The organism is Acidobacteriota bacterium, assembly GCA_004299485.1.
GTDB lineage: Bacteria > Acidobacteriota > Terriglobia > Terriglobales > SCQP01 > SCQP01.
This window is the reverse complement of record SCQP01000014.1, coordinates 207,417-225,093: the sequence shown is the minus strand read 5'-3', so window position 1 is coordinate 225,093 and position 17,677 is coordinate 207,417. Positions and strand designations below refer to the sequence as shown.

Genomic DNA, 17,677 nt, shown 5'->3' with positions numbered 1-17,677 from the left:
CCGGCCAAAACAATGCCGCTGGACGGCGGCTGGTTTTCCGCACAACTGGAGCAGGCCGTGGTAGCGGCCTTAGTTACGGACGACCGGCGCCAGCACCCACCGCTGCGAGCGCTGGTGCTCGCGGGCAGCATGGCGCGGCGCGAAAGCGGCTGGCTGCTGGGCACAGGCGGTGCGATTCTGCTGGGCGATGCAGAGCTGCTCTGCGTCCTGCAGGACGGAGATCGCTGGCCGCAGCCCGCTCAACGCATGGCCTGGCACGAGCGCCTGCAAGCGCGTCTGCGGCGCGAAGGCCTGCAGGCCAGCGTGAGCCTTACGCCCGTGCGTGCGCGCTACCTGCGCAGGCTGCCGCCTCATCTGTTCGGCTACGAACTGCGCACCACCGGTCGCGTGCTCTGGGGCGATCCCCACGTGCTGGACGAGACGCCCCAGTTCCAGATTTCCGATCTGCCCCGCGAGGATGCCTGGCGTCTGCTCGCCAACCGGCTCATGGAACTGGTGCCCTCGGCCGTGGCCGCCGCGCCGCCCCAAACGCCACAGCAGGTCTATCCCTGGGTCAAGTTGTATCTCGACATGGCGACGTCCTACCTTCTGTTTGCTGGCGCTTACGCCCCCAGCTACCGCGCCCGCTCCCAACAAATGCGCGTGCAGTTCGACGCGCAGGGAGGGGATCCTCTCGGATGTATAACCTCCGCGCTGGTCGCCCAGGTGGAAGCCTGCACTGCCTGGAAACTGAATCCTCACGCCGGCATCACGACGCTCTTCCGTAGCGGTTTCCGCGCTCACGCGCTGGCCGCGGCTCGCCAGCTCTGGCTCTGGGAGCTCCAGCAACTCACCGGCTCGCCCGCAGCCGACGCCTCGGTGCTGTGGCGGCGTTGGCTGCACCAGCACTCCCTCGCCGGACGCCTGCGCGGCTGGGCGAGTGCGGTGCGGCACGACGGCCTGCCTTCGCCGCGCTATTGGCCGCGCTGGCTGCTCCTGGCCGCGCACGCCAGCCCTCGCCATTGTGTGTACGAGGCCGCGTGGGCCTTGCTCTGGCGCGACCAGCGGGATCTCCCACCCTGTGCCGCAGCGCGGCTGCCCCTGCCGCAACCGCCGGGTACGGCCGGGATGGCGTCTGCGGTGCTGGCTAACTATCAACGCCTCGTGGCCCAGACCCGTGCCTGAAGGGTTTCCTATGCGCTTGCTCTACATCGCGCTCGATTGTCCGGTGCCAGCCAACAATGGCCTGCGCCTGCGTACCTCGATGACCCTCCGCGCCCTGCGGGCGCACGGCTGCCGGGTCTCTTTGCTCTGCTTACAATCCCCCGCTGGCCTGCAGGATCCGGTGGAGCTGCAGGATCTCTGTGACGCCTACTGGTTGCTGGAGAACCAAATCAGCAGCCTCAGCCACGGCGGCGGCTGGGGCGGCCGCCTCCGAGCCGCCTTGTCCTCTTTGCCCTACGCCGCCTGGCGCTTCCGCTCCTCCTCGTCGCGCAGACTTCTGCAGCAGCTTTGCACCAGTCCCGGTTGGGATGCGATCCTCTGCGACACCGTCTACAGCGCCGTGGATCTCCCCATCACGGTGGCGCCGCTCATCATCAATCATCATAATCTCGAACACCGCATCTTCGATACCTATTGTCAGACCGAAACCGGTCGCTGGAAACGGGCCCTGGCCGCTTGGGAAGCCGCCAAGGTGCGGCGCTGGGAGATCAAGGTGGGGCAACGCACGGCGCTCAACTGGGTCTGTTCCCGTGTCGATCAAGACGGCCTGCGCCAACAGCAACCTGGCGCCCGTATTCAGGTCGTGCCCAACGTCGCTCCGGAAGAGCCAGCGAGTGTGGACGCCGAAGACGATCTGGTTGTCTTCCAGGGTGCCTTGGACTGGTTTCCCAATCGCGATGCCGTGCAGTTTTTCCTGGCCGAGGTCTGGCCCCGCATCCTGCAGGCGCGGCCCACGGCGCGCTTCCTGATCGTCGGCCGTAACCCTCCCGCGGCCTTCCTGGCACGCCACCGCCGGGCTCCACACGTGAGCTTCACCGGCACCGTGCCGGAGACAGCCCCCTACCTCGCCCGCGCTGCCGTCGCCGTGGCCCCTTTACGCATCGGCAGTGGAACGCGGTTGAAAATTCTCGAAGCCGCTGCTCTGGGCAAGCCTACCGTCGCCACGCCGTTAGGCGCCGAAGGCCTCGCCTTCACGCCAGGCACGGAGATTCTTCTTGCCCTCGAGCCGGCGGCCTTCGCGGCCGCTGTCCTGCACCTGCTCGGATCATCCGACCTGCGCTGCCGCATGGGTGCCGCCGCGCAGGCGCGCATCTACGCAGAGTATGATTTTGCCGCGCTGTGCCGCAGCATCCAGGCGGGCCTTCGTGCCTTGACGAAAAACCGCGAAGCGCCGGCCACCGCGTCCGCCGGACCCGTGCGGTGCGAGGGCTAGCGGCGATGGTCTTGTTCTATCTTTTGATCTCGGCCATGCCGCTGGTGCGCGACCCGCTCTGGGAACACTTCCTGAGCGATCTCACCGCCATCAAGTATCTCGGTCTCGCCTGTCTCCTCTACGCTGCTTGGTACTGCCTTGTGCGCCGGCGGCTGCCTCAGCTTTACACCTCAGCGCCCGCGCTGGCCATGACCGGGCTGTGTGTCTGGGCGGCGGGCTCCTGGTTTGCGTTGGGCGCACCCATTACTTGGGATAAGAGTCCGTTGTTGAGCTACACCAGCTTTCTCCTGCTGCTGGTCGTGACCGCCAGTGTGGTCGACAACTGGCGCCGCTTCGAGCACGTGCTTTGGGCCATCGTCCTATCCGTTTCCATTGCCTCGCTCTACGTCGTGCGTGAGTGGCAGGAATATCACGCCGTCTACGCCCAGTTCCGGCCCGGATGGGTCACCGGGGATCCCAATTACTTCACCGCCTCCGCCCTCGTCGGTCTGCCTCTGGCGCTCGCCTTCTGCAGCCGTTCGCTCCCTGCCTGGAAGCGGCTGCTCGCAGCCGGCTGCGCCCTGTTGACCCTCATGGCCACCGCCTTCGCGGCCTCGCGCGGTGGCATGATCGGCCTCGTCGTCATGGCCGCGTGGTACGCCGCGAAAAAAAAACACCTGGGTGCGTTTGTGCTGCTCGTCGTGCTGGCCGCGCCGCCGCTGTTGCTCTGGTCGCGCTCGCCGCTCAATCGGCTCATCGACCCCAATGCCTCCGATATCAAATCTTCCGATACGCGCCTGGCGCTCTGGCAGGCAGGCGTGAGCATGGTCACACAACATCCCCTGCACGGCATTGGTCTGGGCGAATTCAAGGTGGAAGTCGAGCGGTATGCCGCCGGCCACAAGGATCTCGATCACATCGCCCACAACACCTATCTCGCCCTGGCTGCCGAAATGGGCTTGCCGGCGCTGCTGCTCTACCTAACGATGCTGGCCGGCGCCTGGTTTGCGCTGGCTCGCTTGCGTTCGGCCGCCACCACGCCTGCACCGTTCCCGCCGCGCCCTCCGCTGGCCTTCTTAGAAGACACCGCGCGTGAGAAGCCCGCGCTCACTGCGCCTGCCTCGGCGGCTCTGCCGGCCTGGCTGGCGGAAGCCGCTCTGGGCATGCAAGCCGGGATTCTGGGCTTTTCCGTCAGCGCCATTTTCCTTTCTGCGCAGTACACCAAGCTGTTCTGGCTGTTGATCGCCGTGGCCGCCACTGCCGCGAACTTGCTCGCCCAACCCGCCGGCACAGCCGCGCGCGTGACGCAAGCTCAATTTGCAACCCGCAGTCCGGAGTTTGCTCCCGATGCCGCCCGATGAATTCACGCGCCGCCAGATCCTGCTTCTTGGGTTGGCCGGTTCGGCCTGGGCCGGACTGGGCTGGAGACACTTTCCCATGAACATGCTTGTACCGGAACCTCGCCTCGATCACTACGGCGGCATCATTGTAAACGGCGGCTATCACCATCGCTCTGCCGGTTCGGCCCGGTTCCGCACGCAAAAACTCAATCGCCGCTGGCTGCTGCTCACCCCCGTCGGCAACCCTTATTGGATGCTGGGCGTGTTCAATGTCGATCTGGCGACCACACGTTTTCAAGGGCGTTTTTCTCAGCGCGAACTCAGCCTTGCCAAATACGGCAGCGACGTCATCTGGGCGCGCCAGGCCGTGCACCGCCTGCGCCGCTGGGGCTTCAATTGTTTGGGCGAGTATACAAGCGAATATGCGCTGCCGGTGCCACTCTACGATCGGCCTGCCAACGCCGAACGCCTGCCTTTCATGGCCATGATCCGCCCATCGGCCTTTAGCCTGACCAACCGCTGGAATTTCGGTCCCGGTCCGGTCAAAGACATCGTCGCCGGAACCGATCCGGCCGTCTATCGCGGCTGGCGTGGCAGTACCGCGCCGGACGTCTATGATCCCAATTTTGCTGCCTATGCCGCCGCCGAAGCCGCTGCTCTCGCTTACCACCTCGGCCGTTCGCCATTTCTGGTTGGTATCACCACCGACGACGCCGATGATCTGTTCGGCTTTGGCCCCGGCCCGGTTCCCGCCGTCGCACGCTTGCATCCCCATCTCGGCTGGATGGTGCTCATCACCAACTTTGCCCAGACCCACAACCTCGCACTGGGCATGCACTATCACGACATCCGTCTGCATTCCAAATTCGCTTTGCGCGATACCTTGCGGCATCGCTACGGCACCGTGACACGCCTGAACGAGGCCTGGGGTGCGCGCTACACCAGTTTCGACTCGGATGGCGGTTGGCCGCACGGCCATGGCTTGATGGATGAAAGCGGACGCAGCTCCTGGCTCGGCCGCGACGGCACCCACATGCTCGGGGCGCGCGCCGCCGTTCGCGAGGATCTCGATGCCATGCTGTTCGAGTACGCCCAGACCTACTTCCGCGCCACGACCACGGCGCTCCATCGCGCCTTTCCCGGCTTCCTGGTGTTCGGTCCGGCCACTTTGAATGGCTGGAACGGCCTCACGCGCCCACCCATCCTGCGCGCGGCCGGCGCTGCTTTGGACGTGCTCCAGGCGAACGCTGCCAGCGAAGACATTCTCCGCCGCACCGTTGCCGCCTGTGGCGATGTTCCTCTGGTGACCTGGACCGGCATGATAGCCAACTCGGACTCCGATCTCTACGCCTTTCCTGATCCTGGCGCCGGCGCGCCCCTCTATGCTACCCAGTCATTACGCGGTGCGGCGTATGCCTCCACCATGGCGGCCGAATTCACGCGCTCCGTCGCGGGCTGCTGCCCCATCATCGGCACCAAGTTCTGGGCTTTTGCCGATTCCTGGGCCGAGAAGATGAATTGGGGTTTGGTCAGCTTCCGCGATAACGCTTACGATGGCATCGAAGCTGTCCGCCGCCATGGCCGCGATGCTTGGGGTTTTCCTACCGGCGGTGAAGCGCGAGACTACGGCGATAGTCTTTCCTCCATCGCCGCTTGCAACAACAAGATTTACCGGCAACTACGTGCTGAGCTCGGTCAAAAGCGGCAGAGCGCATGAAATCCGCCCTCGCCATTCCCGCTCCGCGCTTGCCAATTGCTACCGGTTGGGAAACGATCCCCGATGACCTGCGCCGTCCCATTCTCACCGGTATGCGCTGGACCTTATGGCTGGCTATTGCCGGCGTGCCCTTCAGCTACGCCACGCGCGTATTGCTCGCACGCCTCGGCCCCGCCTGCCTCGCCTGGTATGGCCTGTTGCTCGTCTACATCGCATTTGTCGCGGGCTTTCTGTTCCTGGGTGGCAACGCGGTGGCCATCCGCTATTTGCCCCTGGTCGCGGCCGGCCGCCGCGGTGCGTTTTTGCGTTCCTATGGCGCGATCGTGGTTGCTGCCTGGCTGCCTTGGCTGCTGCTGGCGCTTGCCTATCCGGAGGCACTCCACTGGCTGCTGGGCGCCGATGCCGGTTCCGGCTTCATCATTTGCATCATGGCGCTGGCGCCCGTACCCATTCTGTTTTCTTTACTCCTCGCCGCGCTCAAGGGCTCGCTCGACCTTGCTTGGGCGCAGGGGCTGTATCGTGGCGTTACCGTGGGCACCTTTGCCGGCGTCTTGGTTCTGTTTCTCACGGCGCGGAGCTGGTTTGCTTTCCACGCAGCCGCCCTTATCTGGGGCATCTATTTCGCCTTGATGGCTGCCGGCTGTGCTCTCGCCTGGGTGCGCTGGCGTGGGGTTGCCGCTCCGCGGCCGCAGACGCGTACTCGGTACTTTCTGCCGCGCGGCTTCTGGAATTACACCTTGGGCCTACAAGGCTCCAGCATGTTGGGCTTTTTCGCGACTCAACTGGACATGCTGTTCGTCCTGCATGCCGGAGGCCTGCGCCGTCTCGGCGCCTACGTCGCCGTCATGGGCTTGGCCACCCTCGCGGCGGCTGCGCTGAAGCTGCTGCTCGATGCCTTCATGGCCGCACTCAGCCATGGTGTCGCGCGTGGCGATGCGGCGCTCACGGGAGATCTTTTTGTTCACTCCAGCCGTCTGCTCCTCCTACTCATTCTCGCGCTCAATGCCGCCCTCACCTGCTGGGCCGTCCCGCTACTCGCGGTTTACGGCCCCGCCTACGCCGGCCTGCAGTCAGCCTTGCGCTGGCTCGGCCCTTGCGCGGCGATTGCCGGTCTCAACTATCTGTTGGGCAGCGCGTTATCGGCGCTGGGCCATCCACGCGCGGAGGTGGTGGCCAAAGTTGTCCGCATAGCCGCCTTTGTCGCTCTCTTCTGGCCTCTCTGGCAGGCCTGGGGACTCACAGGAGCCGTTCTGGCATGGGGCGGCGCCGAACTGCCCTATCAAGCGCTGAACCTCTTTTACCTCCGCCGCTTGGCGCCGTTTCCTTTGCGCTGGCGCCGGCTCTATCCCGCCTTCCTGGCGGCACTGGCCTTGTTGGTAGTGGTCGCGTCCTGGGGTCAGCCGCAGTCGTTCGCTGCGGGCCTCGGCGCCTGGACGCTGGTCATGGCCGTCTTCCTCATGGCCGCCGGCTACTCGCGCTCCGAACTCGGCTCCCATCTCCGCATCTTTCTGCCCGGCATGGCCGCCGCAGGAGGGTTATGAAACCGCCTTTGGTTCTACATGTCGAAGTCGGCGGCGACTACGGCGGTTCGCTGCGCGCCCTGGAGCTGTACTTGAAGTATTGCGATCGCGCCCGCTGCCGTCATGACCTGCTGCTTTACTATCCGGTCGAAGGCATGGAGCGCCTGCGGCTGCTGGTGCGCTGCCTGCACGTGCTGGAGCCGCGTGCTCCGCAACCGCACGCGCCAAGCCCCCTTCGCCGGCCAACATGTCTGCGCGGCCTTGAGCCGTGGATGAAACTCGGCGCCCATCTGCCGCTTGCCCGCCGCCTCGCACATATGGTTCGAGCTTCCGGATGCGATCTCATCCACTGCAACAACACCTTCACCTATCAAGCCCCCACGCTGCTGGCGGCCCGCTGGGCCGGCGTGCCGGTCGCTGCTCACATTCGCAATCCGCTCCATGAGGGTGCCTACGAGCGCTGGCTGGCGAAATTTGCGACGTTATTTCTGCCCCTGCACGCGGGCCAGGAAGAACAGTTGCGCCGCCTGGGCGTGCACGGCAGCATCGTTCGTTGTCCGGACGGTATCGAGTTGCCACCGGCACTTTCCTGTCGCGCCGAAGCTATACGCCGCCAATGGCTGCCCGAGGGCGGGCTCTTGCTTGGCACGCTCGGCCGCCTTGACGTTCAAAAGGGCTATGACGCGCTGATCGCAGCCGCCGCCCGCGTTTTGCCCAGCCATCCCCGCGCCCGCCTGGTCATCTTCGGCGAAGGCGCGGAGCGTCCGCAATTGGCTGCCGCCATCCCGCGGCTTTCTTTGGAATCGCGCGTGGCGCTGGCCGGCTTTGCCTCCGATCGTGCCAACGTCCTCGCCGCCCTCGATCTATTCGTCTGCTCCTCGCGCTGGGAGGGGGTGCCCCTCTCGGTTCTCGAAGCCATGCTCGCGGCTGTGCCAGTGGTCGCAACCCAGGTGGCTCTGGCTGGTGAGCCGCGCCTGCTGCCCCTGCTCGCCGCCCCCGCTGCCGCCCCCGGCTCTGAAGCCTTGGCCGCCGCGATGGACTACGCCCTGCGGCATCGCGAAGAGGCGCGGGCTCGCGCCGCAACTGCGCATGCGTGGGTCGAGCGTGCATTTGCCCCGGGACCGGCTGCCGCACGTCTCGATGCCGCCCTGGTCCGTTCAGCAACCCCTGGCGTATCTACCGTTGTCCGCAACTATTACGAGACTGCTTATCAGCAGCCGCGCTGGCAGCCCCAAGCCCAGCCCGCTGCGCCAGGCAGCCGCTTCACCAAAATGTGGTACCGCGCCGTTGAGCGCCACGTGCTGCCGCGGCTCGACCTCGCCGGCCGCCGGGTGCTTGAGGTTGGCTGCGGCTTCGGCTGGCTGGCGCCACTTTTGGATGCCGCCGGCGCCCGCTACGTCGGCGTGGAGCTGGCCGAGAGCGCCTTGCGCCAGTTTCCCCGCAATCTTGCCGCCAGCACACCCGTTCTGGCCGATGCCTGCCACCTGCCTTTCCGTCGCGCCTGTTTCGACGTAATCCTCTGCCTCGAAGTTCTGGAGCACATCCCACACCAGCAGGCCTTGCTCGCAGAGATCTTCCGCGTAGCCGCACCCGGCGCGACCGTCGTCCTGACCACTCCCAGCTACAGTAACTTCTATCTGCCGCTCAAACTGCTCGCCGATGCCGGCTCGCGTGCGTGCCGTCGCTATCTGACCCACCAGCCCATCGATCACCTGCAGTTCGCATTCGGCCTGCGTTCCCAGTTTGCGCGCTACGGCCAGATCATCGAACAACGCGCCATCCGCCTGCATCCGCCCTTCTGCGAACGCCTCGATGCTCGCTTTGGCCCCGGCCGCGGCCCTGCGCGCCTTAACGATTGGTTATTTGACCTCGAACGCTGCCGCGGCGCCAGCTTCCCTTGGCGTTACTTCGGCCTGCACACCTGTTTCGTCCTCCGTGCGGCCACACCGCCAGGCGCGCAAGGCGCCATGAGGATGAGCGTATGAGCTCGCCGGTACTGATTGCTGCCCCGGTGGCGGCCCGGCACAACGTCACCCGCCACTGGCTCGGCATCGGTCTTTTGGTCGCCTCGCTGTTGGCGCTGTATGCACCCGTTTTCGCCCGCTTGATCGCCCAATGGTGGTCCGATCCCAACTATGCCTACGGTTTTCTCGTGCCGCCCTTCTGCGCATGGCTCGTCTTCGAGCGGCGCCACCGCTTGCGCGCCCTCGCCGTGCAGCCACGGGCTGCCGGCCTGCTGCTGGTCTTCGCTGCCTTGGGGATTTTGCTCGTCGGCAAGTTGGGTTCTGAGCTGCTCTTGACGCGTGCTTCGTTCCTTCTCATGCTGGCAGGGCTGATCGTGACCCTGCGCGGCTGGCGCTGGCTGCGGGCTCTGGCGTTTCCGCTCGCGTTCCTGGGCTTCATGATTCCCTGGCCCACCCTGATTTACAACCTTGCCACCATCCCGCTCAAAAACATCGCCACCCGCACCGGTGTCGGCCTGCTCGCCTGGACCGGTCTGCCCATCCTGCGGGAAGGCAATCTCATCATCCTGCCCGCTGCCATGCTCGATGTGGTCGCCGCCTGCAGCGGCATCCGTTCGTTGCTCGCCCTGCTCGCCCTCGCTACCGCGTATGGCTACCTGCTCGAGCCCTCGCGCTGGCGCCGTGCCCTGCTCATCGCCGCCATGCCTCCGCTCGCAGTCCTCAGCAATGCCGTCCGCATCGCGCTCACCATCCTGCTCACCTTTCGTTTCGGCGACGCCGCCAGCCACGGCATTTGGCACATGCTGACCGGCCTGCAGGTGTTTGCTGTAGCCCTCATCGGCCTGGTGCTGCTGCAGCGTGCCCTGCACGTCCGACCGGAGCCTCGGAGGGTTCATGTCTGACCACGATCACCAGTTCGGCCGCCTGTGCGCTCTCGCCGCGCTTCTGTTCGCCTCGGCTCTCAGCATGAACGTCATCCTGCGTCAGGCGCCGCGCATCCCCTCCCGTCCGCTGCAACAGTTCCCGCTGCGCGTCGGCGCCTGGCAGGGCGCGTCTCTGCCACTGTCCGGGAAGACGCTCGCCGCCCTCGATTTACATGACTATCTCAACCGCGTCTACTTTGGCCCCGGTCAGCAGGTGGCCGGCCTCTATATCGCCTATTACCCGCAGCAGACCTTCGGCGACGACATCCATTCGCCCAAAAATTGTCTCCCCGGCTCTGGCTGGGAGCCCATTGCCAACGGAGCCTTGACGCTCACTCTGCCGCGTGGCCGCATCAGTGTCAATCGTTATCTCGTCGCGCGCGGCAGCCAGCGCGAGCTGATCCTCTATTGGTTTCAGCAGCGGGGCCGGGTGATCCGCAGCGAATATTGGAGCAAGTTCTATCAGGTGTGGGATGGCCTCCGCCAGGGCCGCAGCGACGCCGCGCTGGTGCGCGTTGCCATCCCGATCCAGGACAATCGTTCGGCCGCCGCCGTTGGCGCGGACTTTATCCGCCAAGTCATGCCTCGGCTGCAAGGCTTCATCCCCGATTAAGGAGACGCGTTTATGAAACACCCCTCTCTCGCGCTGCTTGCCGTTTGCCTCTTGCTCGCCGGCTGCGACCACAATCCACAGAAAGCGGCGCGTGCTCTGCTCGCCGAGAGCCAGACCTACCGCCAGCAGGGCAAATTCAAATCCGCGGAGATTGAAATCCGCCGCGCCCTCCAGCTTCAACCCCAATCTATCGCTGCTTACCGCGCGCTCGCCAATCTTGAACTCCAGCAGCAGCATTGGACTACCGCCTATGCCGCCCTGCGCGAAATTGTCAACCTCAATCCGCAGCAGTTCGATGCCTGGCTCGATCTCGGACGCCTTTACGTCCGTAATCAGGAATGGACGGAAGCGCAAAAAGCCGCCAGGACCGTGCTCACCGCCGCCGGCAGCAGCACCGCCGAACGCGCCGCGGCGCACCAGCTCTTCGCCACCACTGCTGCCGCCCAGCACGATCCGGCGGCGGCGCGGAAGCAATTTCAGCAAGTGACCACACTTCAGCCGCAGGACCCCAACGCTTGGGTCAATCTCGCTCTCGCGGATCGCGGTACCGGCAACCTCCAGGCAGCCGCCGCGGATCTCAGCCACGCCATCGCCGTCGCTCCGCACGCGCCTCTGGCTTGGGTCGATCTCGTGCGCCTGCAACAGGCCAGTCACCAGGCGGAAGCCGCGCGCGTTACTCTACAGCGTGGCCTTGCAGCCAACCCCGGCTCGGCCGCGCTTTGGCTGCAGCAGGCCGATCTCGACTACGACCCCGCTCGCCCAGCCGCTGCACAACACGATCTGGCCATATTGTTGCAGCGCCAGCCTCATTCTCCCGAAGCCGCCCTCGCAGCCGGCAACTGGTTTGCCACCCATGACAACGGGTCTGCCGCCCTTGCTACCTTCCAGTCCGCGCTTGCCGCCAACCCTGCCTCGGCCCCTCTGCAGCAGGCCATGCTGCACACCTATCTCGCCGCCGGTCAGTGGCGCCAAGCACAGGCGCTCAGCCAGAAGCTCCTGCACCAACAGCCAGACGACGAGGCCGCTTTGCTCGCAGGGGCCCGCATTCAGATCGTGCGCGGTCAGACCGCGAAAGCTCTTCCCGTATTGCAAACCCTTGCCCGGCAGTACCCCGGTTCTGCCGCAGTGTTCTACTCTTTGGGCCAGGCCGAGTGGCAAACCGGCGATCGTGCTCATGGTTTGCAGCACGAACAGCGCGCCAATCAGTTGCAACCGAATCAGCCCTCCTGTCTCAAGCTGTTGTGCCGCATGGAGCTCGCCTCCGGCGACACCGGCTCTGCCCTCCATTTCGCCAATCTCTACCGCCAGTCCGCCGTCAACGATGCCGAAGCCCACCGCCTTCTGGGGGAAGTCGCCTTGCGCGCCGGTGCGCCCAAACAGGCCGTTCAAGAGTTCACCGCCGCCGGCCTCGCCTCCTCCTCCAGTGCGGCTGACCACGTCCTGCTGGCCCAGGCCGCAGAATCGGCAGGCCAATTGTCCGTGGCCTTGCGCCAATATCAACAGGCTCTCACGTTGCAGCCCGGCTCTGCGGCGATTACCGGCGACATCGTTCACGTGCAAGCCGTCCAGCAGCATTGGTCCGTCGCGCGAGCCACCATCGCGGCTTATGCCGCCGCCCACCCGCGCGCCGCCGCCGGCCCTTGGCTTGCCGCCACGCTCGCGACCGCGCAGCACCAGGATGCCGCCGCGGTCCGTAGCCTGCACCGCGCACTCACCCTCCAGCCTGGTTTCCTGCAGGCGGAGCTCGGTCTGGGCCGGTTACGGCAGCAGCAGGGCAATTGGCAGCGCGCCCTCTATTGGTATCAGCAGGCGCTCCAGCAGCAACCGGATTTCGCTCCACTACTTACGCTGATTGGCAATCTCTACCTCCAGCAGCGCCAGTGGGATCAGGCTCAGGCGTATTACCGCCGCGCTCTCACGGCCCATCCCGATTTTGCCCTCGCCGAAGCCAATCTGGCCTGGGTCGAAGCCCAGCAAAATCGAAACCTCAATGACGCTCTAAGCTGGGCGCAGCGCGCGGCCAAATCGGCTCCCCACCAGCCCTCCGTTCAAGACACCCTCGGCTGGGTCTATTACAAGCTCGGCAGCTATCAGACCGCCCTTCCCATCCTCGCAGCCTGCGTCGCCGCCGCACCCCGCACGCCGATCTACCACTTTCATCTGGGCATGACCCAAATCGCCGCCGGCCAGCGTCACGATGGCGCCGCCCAGCTCCGCGAGGCGCTGTCGCTGGATCTCGCGCCGCCCGCAGCCGGTCAGGCGCGGGCCGCTCTTCGCGCCGCCCCCCGTTAAAAACCCAGGACGGCCAATTCAGCCTATGGCGGCAGCTTGGAGGAGCCCTGAGCGCCAGCGAGCCGACCCTGCCGGGACTCGAAGCCCGCACTTCAAGCGACCAACGGGAGCGACCAGGGCAAAAAGAGGCGAGCCACCTAACGCAGCTCGCCTGCCCCGCCGAACACCACCAGGTCGCCCACCTGCGTCTGGCTCGACACCACCGTTCCGGCAGGCAATTCGAGCACACCCGCCGCTCTTTTACATACCGCGCCCAGGCGTCCCGGCCGCAGGCCGCATTCGCAGTGCACCACGCGGTAGTTGCGGTCCAGATACACCGCGTCGATGGCGAAGCGCATTCCCAGCGCATGCACGCCCTTGCTGGGAAAGATCCAGAGCCCTTCGCCCGTGCTGAACTCCTCTGGGCGCCTCCCCAACAGGCCCCGCAGCCGCGTAAAGAACGTAACCGCGATGGTCATGTTCGTAGCCAGCGTGATTCCACGAGTACGATTGATCGCCGACGTCATCGGACTCTCAGCGTGTGAGCAGCGGGCCGAGATGGCGAACCAGCGCGATGACCGCCGGCCCCATGACCACGATCATCACCGCCGGGAACACGAACAGCGCCAGCACCGGCAGCATCTTGATGCTCAGCTTCGCGGCGTCTTCCTCCAGCCTCTGGCGGCGCTCGATTCGCAGCGATTGCGAGTGTGCGCGCAGCGCCTGTCCCACACTAGTCCCAAACTGATCCGTCTGGATCAGGGCCGCGGACAACGTGCGCAGGTCGTCCACCGCGCAGCGCTCCCCCAGATGCTGGAGCGCTTCGCGCCGTGATACCCCGGCGCGCAGTTCCAACTCCAGCAGTTCCAGTTCGCCGCACAGTTCGGGATGCAGCATCTTCAACTCCTTGGCCACGCGCTGAATTGCCGCATCGAGGCCGAGCCCGGCTTCCACGCAGATCACCAGCAGGTCGAGCACGTCGGGTAGGCTATGGCCAATGCGGCGTGCCCGCCGCGCCACCCGCCGTTTTAACAGAAAACGCGGCAACACCAACCCCAGTGCCGGAGCCGCCATCAATAGCAGCGGTGCGCGCCGCGCCATGCCGGCGGCTAGCAGCAGCAGGAAGGGCGCCAGCACCAGCACCGCCCTCACTCCAAAATAAATCTGGAGATGGCGCGGCTCCCGGTAACCCGCCTGGATCAGCCGTTGGCGGGTACGGCTGGATTCCTGTGCCGAGGGCGGCAGCAGTTTGGCCGCCGGCGCCAGCGCCGCCTCCAGTTGTTGGGCCAGCTTGGGCCGCTGCCGTGCCGGTAACCCCAGATAGAGCCGCAGCCGTTCTACCGCCGGCAAGTCCGTATGCAGCATCGCCGCGCCCATCAGGAACAGCGCCAGTGCCAAAATGCCGCAAATTACAGTGGCGAGAACTACGGGTGACATGACTACACCTCAAACGCAATGATCTTTTTCAGCCAGTACAGACCGATGAGCTGCAGCACAACTCCCACCGTCAGCATCATCCGCCCGAGCGGATCCGTCAGCAGCGGCATCACAAAATCGTGACTGAGCCCGAGCATGGTGAGCAGCAGCAACGGCGCCAGCCCCATCAGTACCCACAGCGTCATCCGCCCCTGGGCGGTGTGGATTTTGACCTGCCGCTGCAGTTGGAAGCGCTCGCGGATGATACCGGCCAGCTTTTCCAGAATTTCCGCCAGATTTCCGCCGCTTTCGCTCTGCACAATGACCGTGATGGCGAAAAACTGGACGTCCACCACCGGTACCCGCTGTGCCAGGTTCAGCAGACAGTCGCGCAGCGGCAAGCCGAAGCGCTGCTGCTCGAATACCTGCCGGAATTCTCCCGCGATCGGTTCCGGCATTTCGTTGGCGATCAGCTCAAAGCTGGCGTTGGGCGGATGGCCCGCCCGGCTGGCGCGCACCAGCAGATCAATGGCGGAAGGGAACTGGGCGGTAAATTGCGCCAGCCGCCGCCCGCGCCGGTATGCCACCAGCGCATAGGGCAGCCACATCCCTACCCCCAGCCCTACCAGAAACTCCCAGCCCGGCAGCGCCAGCCGCGCTACCAGCCCTCCCACCGCTCCTACCCCAGCCACCAACAACAGGTATTTGCCCGGACGCAGCGTCATCCCCGCCTGCTGCAGCCAGGTGCGCAGCCGCGCCCCCAGCCGCCGCTGGCTCAGCCAGCGGTGCAAAATCGGGATCTCGCTGAGCAGGTCGTCGCGCAGTAGCTTCAGGCTCGGCCGTTCCGCCCGTGTCTCCGACTCCTCGATCAGGTGCAAGCGGTCGCGCAACTGCCGCAGCCGCTTGCCTTCATGGTTCCGCGCCAGCCACAGGCCCGCCAGCAGGATCACAATCAGCAAGACAAAGGGGAGCAGTGTAGTCAACATGGTTTCTCCCGGCTTTCGGTTCCCACTTCGACGCCATCCATTAGCGCCTCCAGCTTGAGGTGTTCGCCCATTGCCGCCAGCCGCTCGGTAAACTGCGGCCGCAGCCCCGTGCCCTGGAATCGTCCGCGCACGCCGCCGCGCTCATTCAATCCCATGCGCTCAAAGCGGAACAGCTCCTGCATGCAGATCGCATCCCCTTCCATGCCGGTGATTTCCGCGATGCTCAGAATCTTGCGCGTCCCGTCGGAAAGCCGCGCCAGTTGAATCACCACTTGCAGCGCTGAGGCGATCTGGCGCCGGATGGCGCGCTCCGGCAGATGAAGATTCGCCATGCTCGCCATCGTCTCCAGCCGCCCCAGGGCATCCCGCGGCGAATTGGCGTGGATGGTGGTCAGCGAGCCGTCGTGGCCAGTGTTCATCGCCTGCAGCATGTCCACCGCCTCTTCGCCCCGGCACTCGCCCATCACGATCCGGTCGGGGCGCATCCGCAGGCTGTTGATCACTAATTGCCGCTGCCGTACCGCCCCTTCGCCTTCCACATTCGGCGGCCGCGTCTCCAGCCGCACCACGTGCTCCTGCTTGAGTTGCAGTTCTGCCGCGTCCTCGATGGTGATCACCCGCTCCCATTCCGGAATGTAGCCGGAGAGCACGTTCAGCAGTGTCGTCTTGCCCGCGCCCGTGCCTCCCGAAATCAGCATATTCAGCCGCCCGCGCACGCAGGCCGCCAACACCGCCAGCATCGCCGGCGTCAGGCTTTGCTGTGCCAGCAGGCCCTCGGCCCGCAGCGGCGTGGCGCCGAAGCGCCGGATCGACACGCACGGACCATCCAGCGCCAGCGGCGGAATGATGGCGTTGACGCGCGAGCCGTCTGCCAGGCGCGCGTCCACCATCGGCGAGCTTTCGTCAATGCGCCGCCCCACCCGGCTGACAATGCGATCAAGGATGCGCAGCAGGTGGGCGTCGTCGCGAAACGTGACGCCGCTCTTGCTCAGCCGCCCTCCGCGCTCTACATAGATCTGATCCGCGCCGTTGACCAGAATGTCGCTGATGGCCGGATCGCGCAGCAGCGTTTCCAGTGGACCAAAACCAAAAATCTCGTCCACCAGATCAGCCGCCAGCACGTCCCGTTCCGCCAGACTGAGCGGCGCCTGTTCCTGCGCCAGCAGCGTCCGCACCAGCCGCACCACTTCCCGTTCTGCCTCCTCACGCGGCATCCGGTCGAGCTGCTCCAGGTGCAAATGATCGAGCACGCGGCGGTGATAGTCGCCTTTGAGTTGCTGATACCCGGAGCGTTCTACTAGGGTAGCCATGACTTAGGCGGCCTCCCGCACGCCGAATAGCCGTGGCCAGCGCCGCGGCCGCTTCTTTTCCCCATGACCCAACAGCGTTTGCCCCAGCGCCTGGAAACTGCGCACCAGCTCCGAATCCCGCTGGCACACCACCGGCTCGCCCCGTTCGATCGCCCCCGCCGCGTCGGCCTGGTCGTAGGGCAGTTGCCACAGCACCGGAGTCTTCGTCAATTCCTCCAGGGCTGCGACATCGCTGACCGGCGTGCTCGGGTCGCGGTTGATCACCAGCTCAAACCGCAGCCGCGCCGCCGTATCTAGGTACTGGCGCACCATGGCCGCGCTCCACAGCGCCACCGCATCCGTCTGCGTCACCAACAGAATGCGGCCGGCCTGCGCGATCACCGCCCGCGTCAGCTCATCGAGCCGCGTCGACAGATCCGCCACGATCAACGGAAACGCGCGCAGCAAAAGGTCCAGACACACCGCCGGCGCTCCGCCCGCTGCCAGCTCGGGCGTCAGCGGCTGCCGCGTGCCCGCCAGCAGAGCAATCCCGGAGGCATGCGGCAGCAGCATGCCCCGCAGCAGGGTGGCATCCAGTCGCTGTGCCTGGCTGAGCAGGTCCAGCAGCGTGAATTGCGGTTTAAGGTTCAGGTGCAGCGCCGCGTGGCCCAGCGGCGCGGCGTCCAGCAACACCACTGGCCCGTCCGTCTTCCCGCGCTGTGCTTGCAGGGACAGCGCCAGGTTGACCGCGACCGTCGTCGCGCCGCAGCCGCCCCGCGCGCCCAGGACCGCCAGCAGCAGTCCCCGCGCGCTGCCTCCCCCTCCGCCGCCGGCGCGCGCGCGCCGGCAGCGCGCCAGCGCCTCCGTCAGCGCCGCCGGCCGCAACGGCCGCTCCAGATACTCGCTCGCGCCGGCGCGCATCGCGCGCACAATCAGTTGCGGCGCCTCCAGCGGCCCCGCCGCCATCACCGCGCACAGGGGCAGCTCCTCGCGCAGCCACTGCATCAGCGCCAGGGCCGCCTCCAGCGCCGCCTCCGCGCTGGGCAGATCCACCAGCACTGCCTCCGGCGCTTGTGCCAGCAGTGGCCGGAGCGCCAGCGGCGTCCCGGGAAACGGTACCGGTAACACTATCCCTGGTCCCGCCGCGCCGCCGCGCCCGCTTTGCTCCAGTACTCTTTCCAGTGTTTTCAGCTCCGCCTCGCTGGCGGCCACAATGCTTGTTTTCATGACAGGTTCGTCTCTG

14 protein-coding genes are annotated in these 17,677 nt (G+C 65.9%); 9 read left to right on the top strand and 5 right to left on the bottom strand.

The features are described from left to right. The first annotated feature begins 12 nt into the window (after positions 1-12). The 9 genes from EPN33_09895 (at position 13) to EPN33_09855 (ending at position 12,764) form a co-directional block, all read left to right on the top strand. Positions 13-1,164 carry a hypothetical protein gene (locus EPN33_09895; protein TAN21957.1) on the top strand — a complete coding sequence of 384 codons (1,152 nt, stop codon included), beginning with the start codon at positions 13-15 and terminating at the stop codon, positions 1,162-1,164. Positions 1,165-1,174: 10 nt separating this feature from the next. Further along, positions 1,175-2,416 carry a glycosyltransferase gene (locus EPN33_09890; GenBank protein ID TAN21956.1) on the top strand — a complete coding sequence of 414 codons (1,242 nt, stop codon included), beginning with the start codon at positions 1,175-1,177 and terminating at the stop codon, positions 2,414-2,416. Positions 2,417-2,421: 5 nt separating this feature from the next. Beyond that, positions 2,422-3,756, top strand: a complete 1,335-nt coding sequence (locus EPN33_09885) for a hypothetical protein (protein ID TAN21955.1) — start codon at positions 2,422-2,424, stop codon at positions 3,754-3,756. A gap of 76 nt (positions 3,757-3,832) precedes the next feature. Continuing rightward, on the top strand, positions 3,833-5,452 hold the full coding sequence (locus EPN33_09880; protein ID TAN21954.1) for a hypothetical protein: 1,620 nt from the start codon (positions 3,833-3,835) through the stop codon (positions 5,450-5,452). Beyond that, entirely contained in the window at positions 5,449-6,993 is a 1,545-nt protein-coding gene (locus EPN33_09875; protein ID TAN21953.1) for a hypothetical protein, read from the top strand. The genes EPN33_09880 and EPN33_09875 overlap by 4 nt, the downstream gene beginning before the upstream one ends. Further along, on the top strand, positions 6,990-8,957 hold the full coding sequence (locus EPN33_09870; protein ID TAN21952.1) for a glycosyltransferase: 1,968 nt from the start codon (positions 6,990-6,992) through the stop codon (positions 8,955-8,957). The genes EPN33_09875 and EPN33_09870 overlap by 4 nt, the downstream gene beginning before the upstream one ends. Then, positions 8,954-9,838 carry an exosortase/archaeosortase family protein gene (locus EPN33_09865; protein ID TAN21951.1) on the top strand — a complete coding sequence of 295 codons (885 nt, stop codon included), beginning with the start codon at positions 8,954-8,956 and terminating at the stop codon, positions 9,836-9,838. The genes EPN33_09870 and EPN33_09865 overlap by 4 nt, the downstream gene beginning before the upstream one ends. After that, positions 9,831-10,472: an EpsI family protein gene (epsI, locus tag EPN33_09860; protein ID TAN21950.1), complete on the top strand. Its 642-nt coding sequence runs from the start codon at positions 9,831-9,833 to the stop codon at positions 10,470-10,472. Before EPN33_09865 ends, epsI begins: the two co-directional genes overlap by 8 nt. 12 nt (positions 10,473-10,484) lie before the next feature. Beyond that, positions 10,485-12,764 (top strand): tetratricopeptide repeat protein, encoded by a 2,280-nt coding sequence (locus EPN33_09855; GenBank protein TAN21949.1) that lies wholly within the window; start codon positions 10,485-10,487, stop codon positions 12,762-12,764. A 137-nt stretch (positions 12,765-12,901) separates the two neighbouring features. Here the strand turns inward: EPN33_09855 and EPN33_09850 are convergent, their stop codons facing one another. From EPN33_09850 to EPN33_09830, 5 genes are read right to left on the bottom strand one after another with little or no spacing between them, the layout of a single operon-like run. Further along, on the bottom strand, positions 12,902-13,270 hold the full coding sequence (locus tag EPN33_09850; GenBank protein ID TAN21948.1) for a DUF192 domain-containing protein: 369 nt from the start codon (positions 13,268-13,270) through the stop codon (positions 12,902-12,904). A gap of 7 nt (positions 13,271-13,277) precedes the next feature. After that, on the bottom strand, positions 13,278-14,180 hold the full coding sequence (locus EPN33_09845; protein TAN21947.1) for a type II secretion system F family protein: 903 nt from the start codon (positions 14,178-14,180) through the stop codon (positions 13,278-13,280). Positions 14,181-14,182: 2 nt separating this feature from the next. Beyond that, complete coding sequence (locus EPN33_09840) at positions 14,183-15,145, bottom strand: type II secretion system F family protein (protein TAN21946.1); 963 nt, start codon at positions 15,143-15,145, stop codon at positions 14,183-14,185. Continuing rightward, entirely contained in the window at positions 15,139-16,455 is a 1,317-nt protein-coding gene (locus EPN33_09835; protein TAN21945.1) for a CpaF family protein, read from the bottom strand. The genes EPN33_09840 and EPN33_09835 overlap by 7 nt, the downstream gene beginning before the upstream one ends. A 3-nt stretch (positions 16,456-16,458) precedes the next feature. Next, positions 16,459-17,661 carry a hypothetical protein gene (locus EPN33_09830; GenBank protein ID TAN21944.1) on the bottom strand — a complete coding sequence of 401 codons (1,203 nt, stop codon included), beginning with the start codon at positions 17,659-17,661 and terminating at the stop codon, positions 16,459-16,461. Between the last annotated feature and the right edge of the window lie 16 nt (positions 17,662-17,677).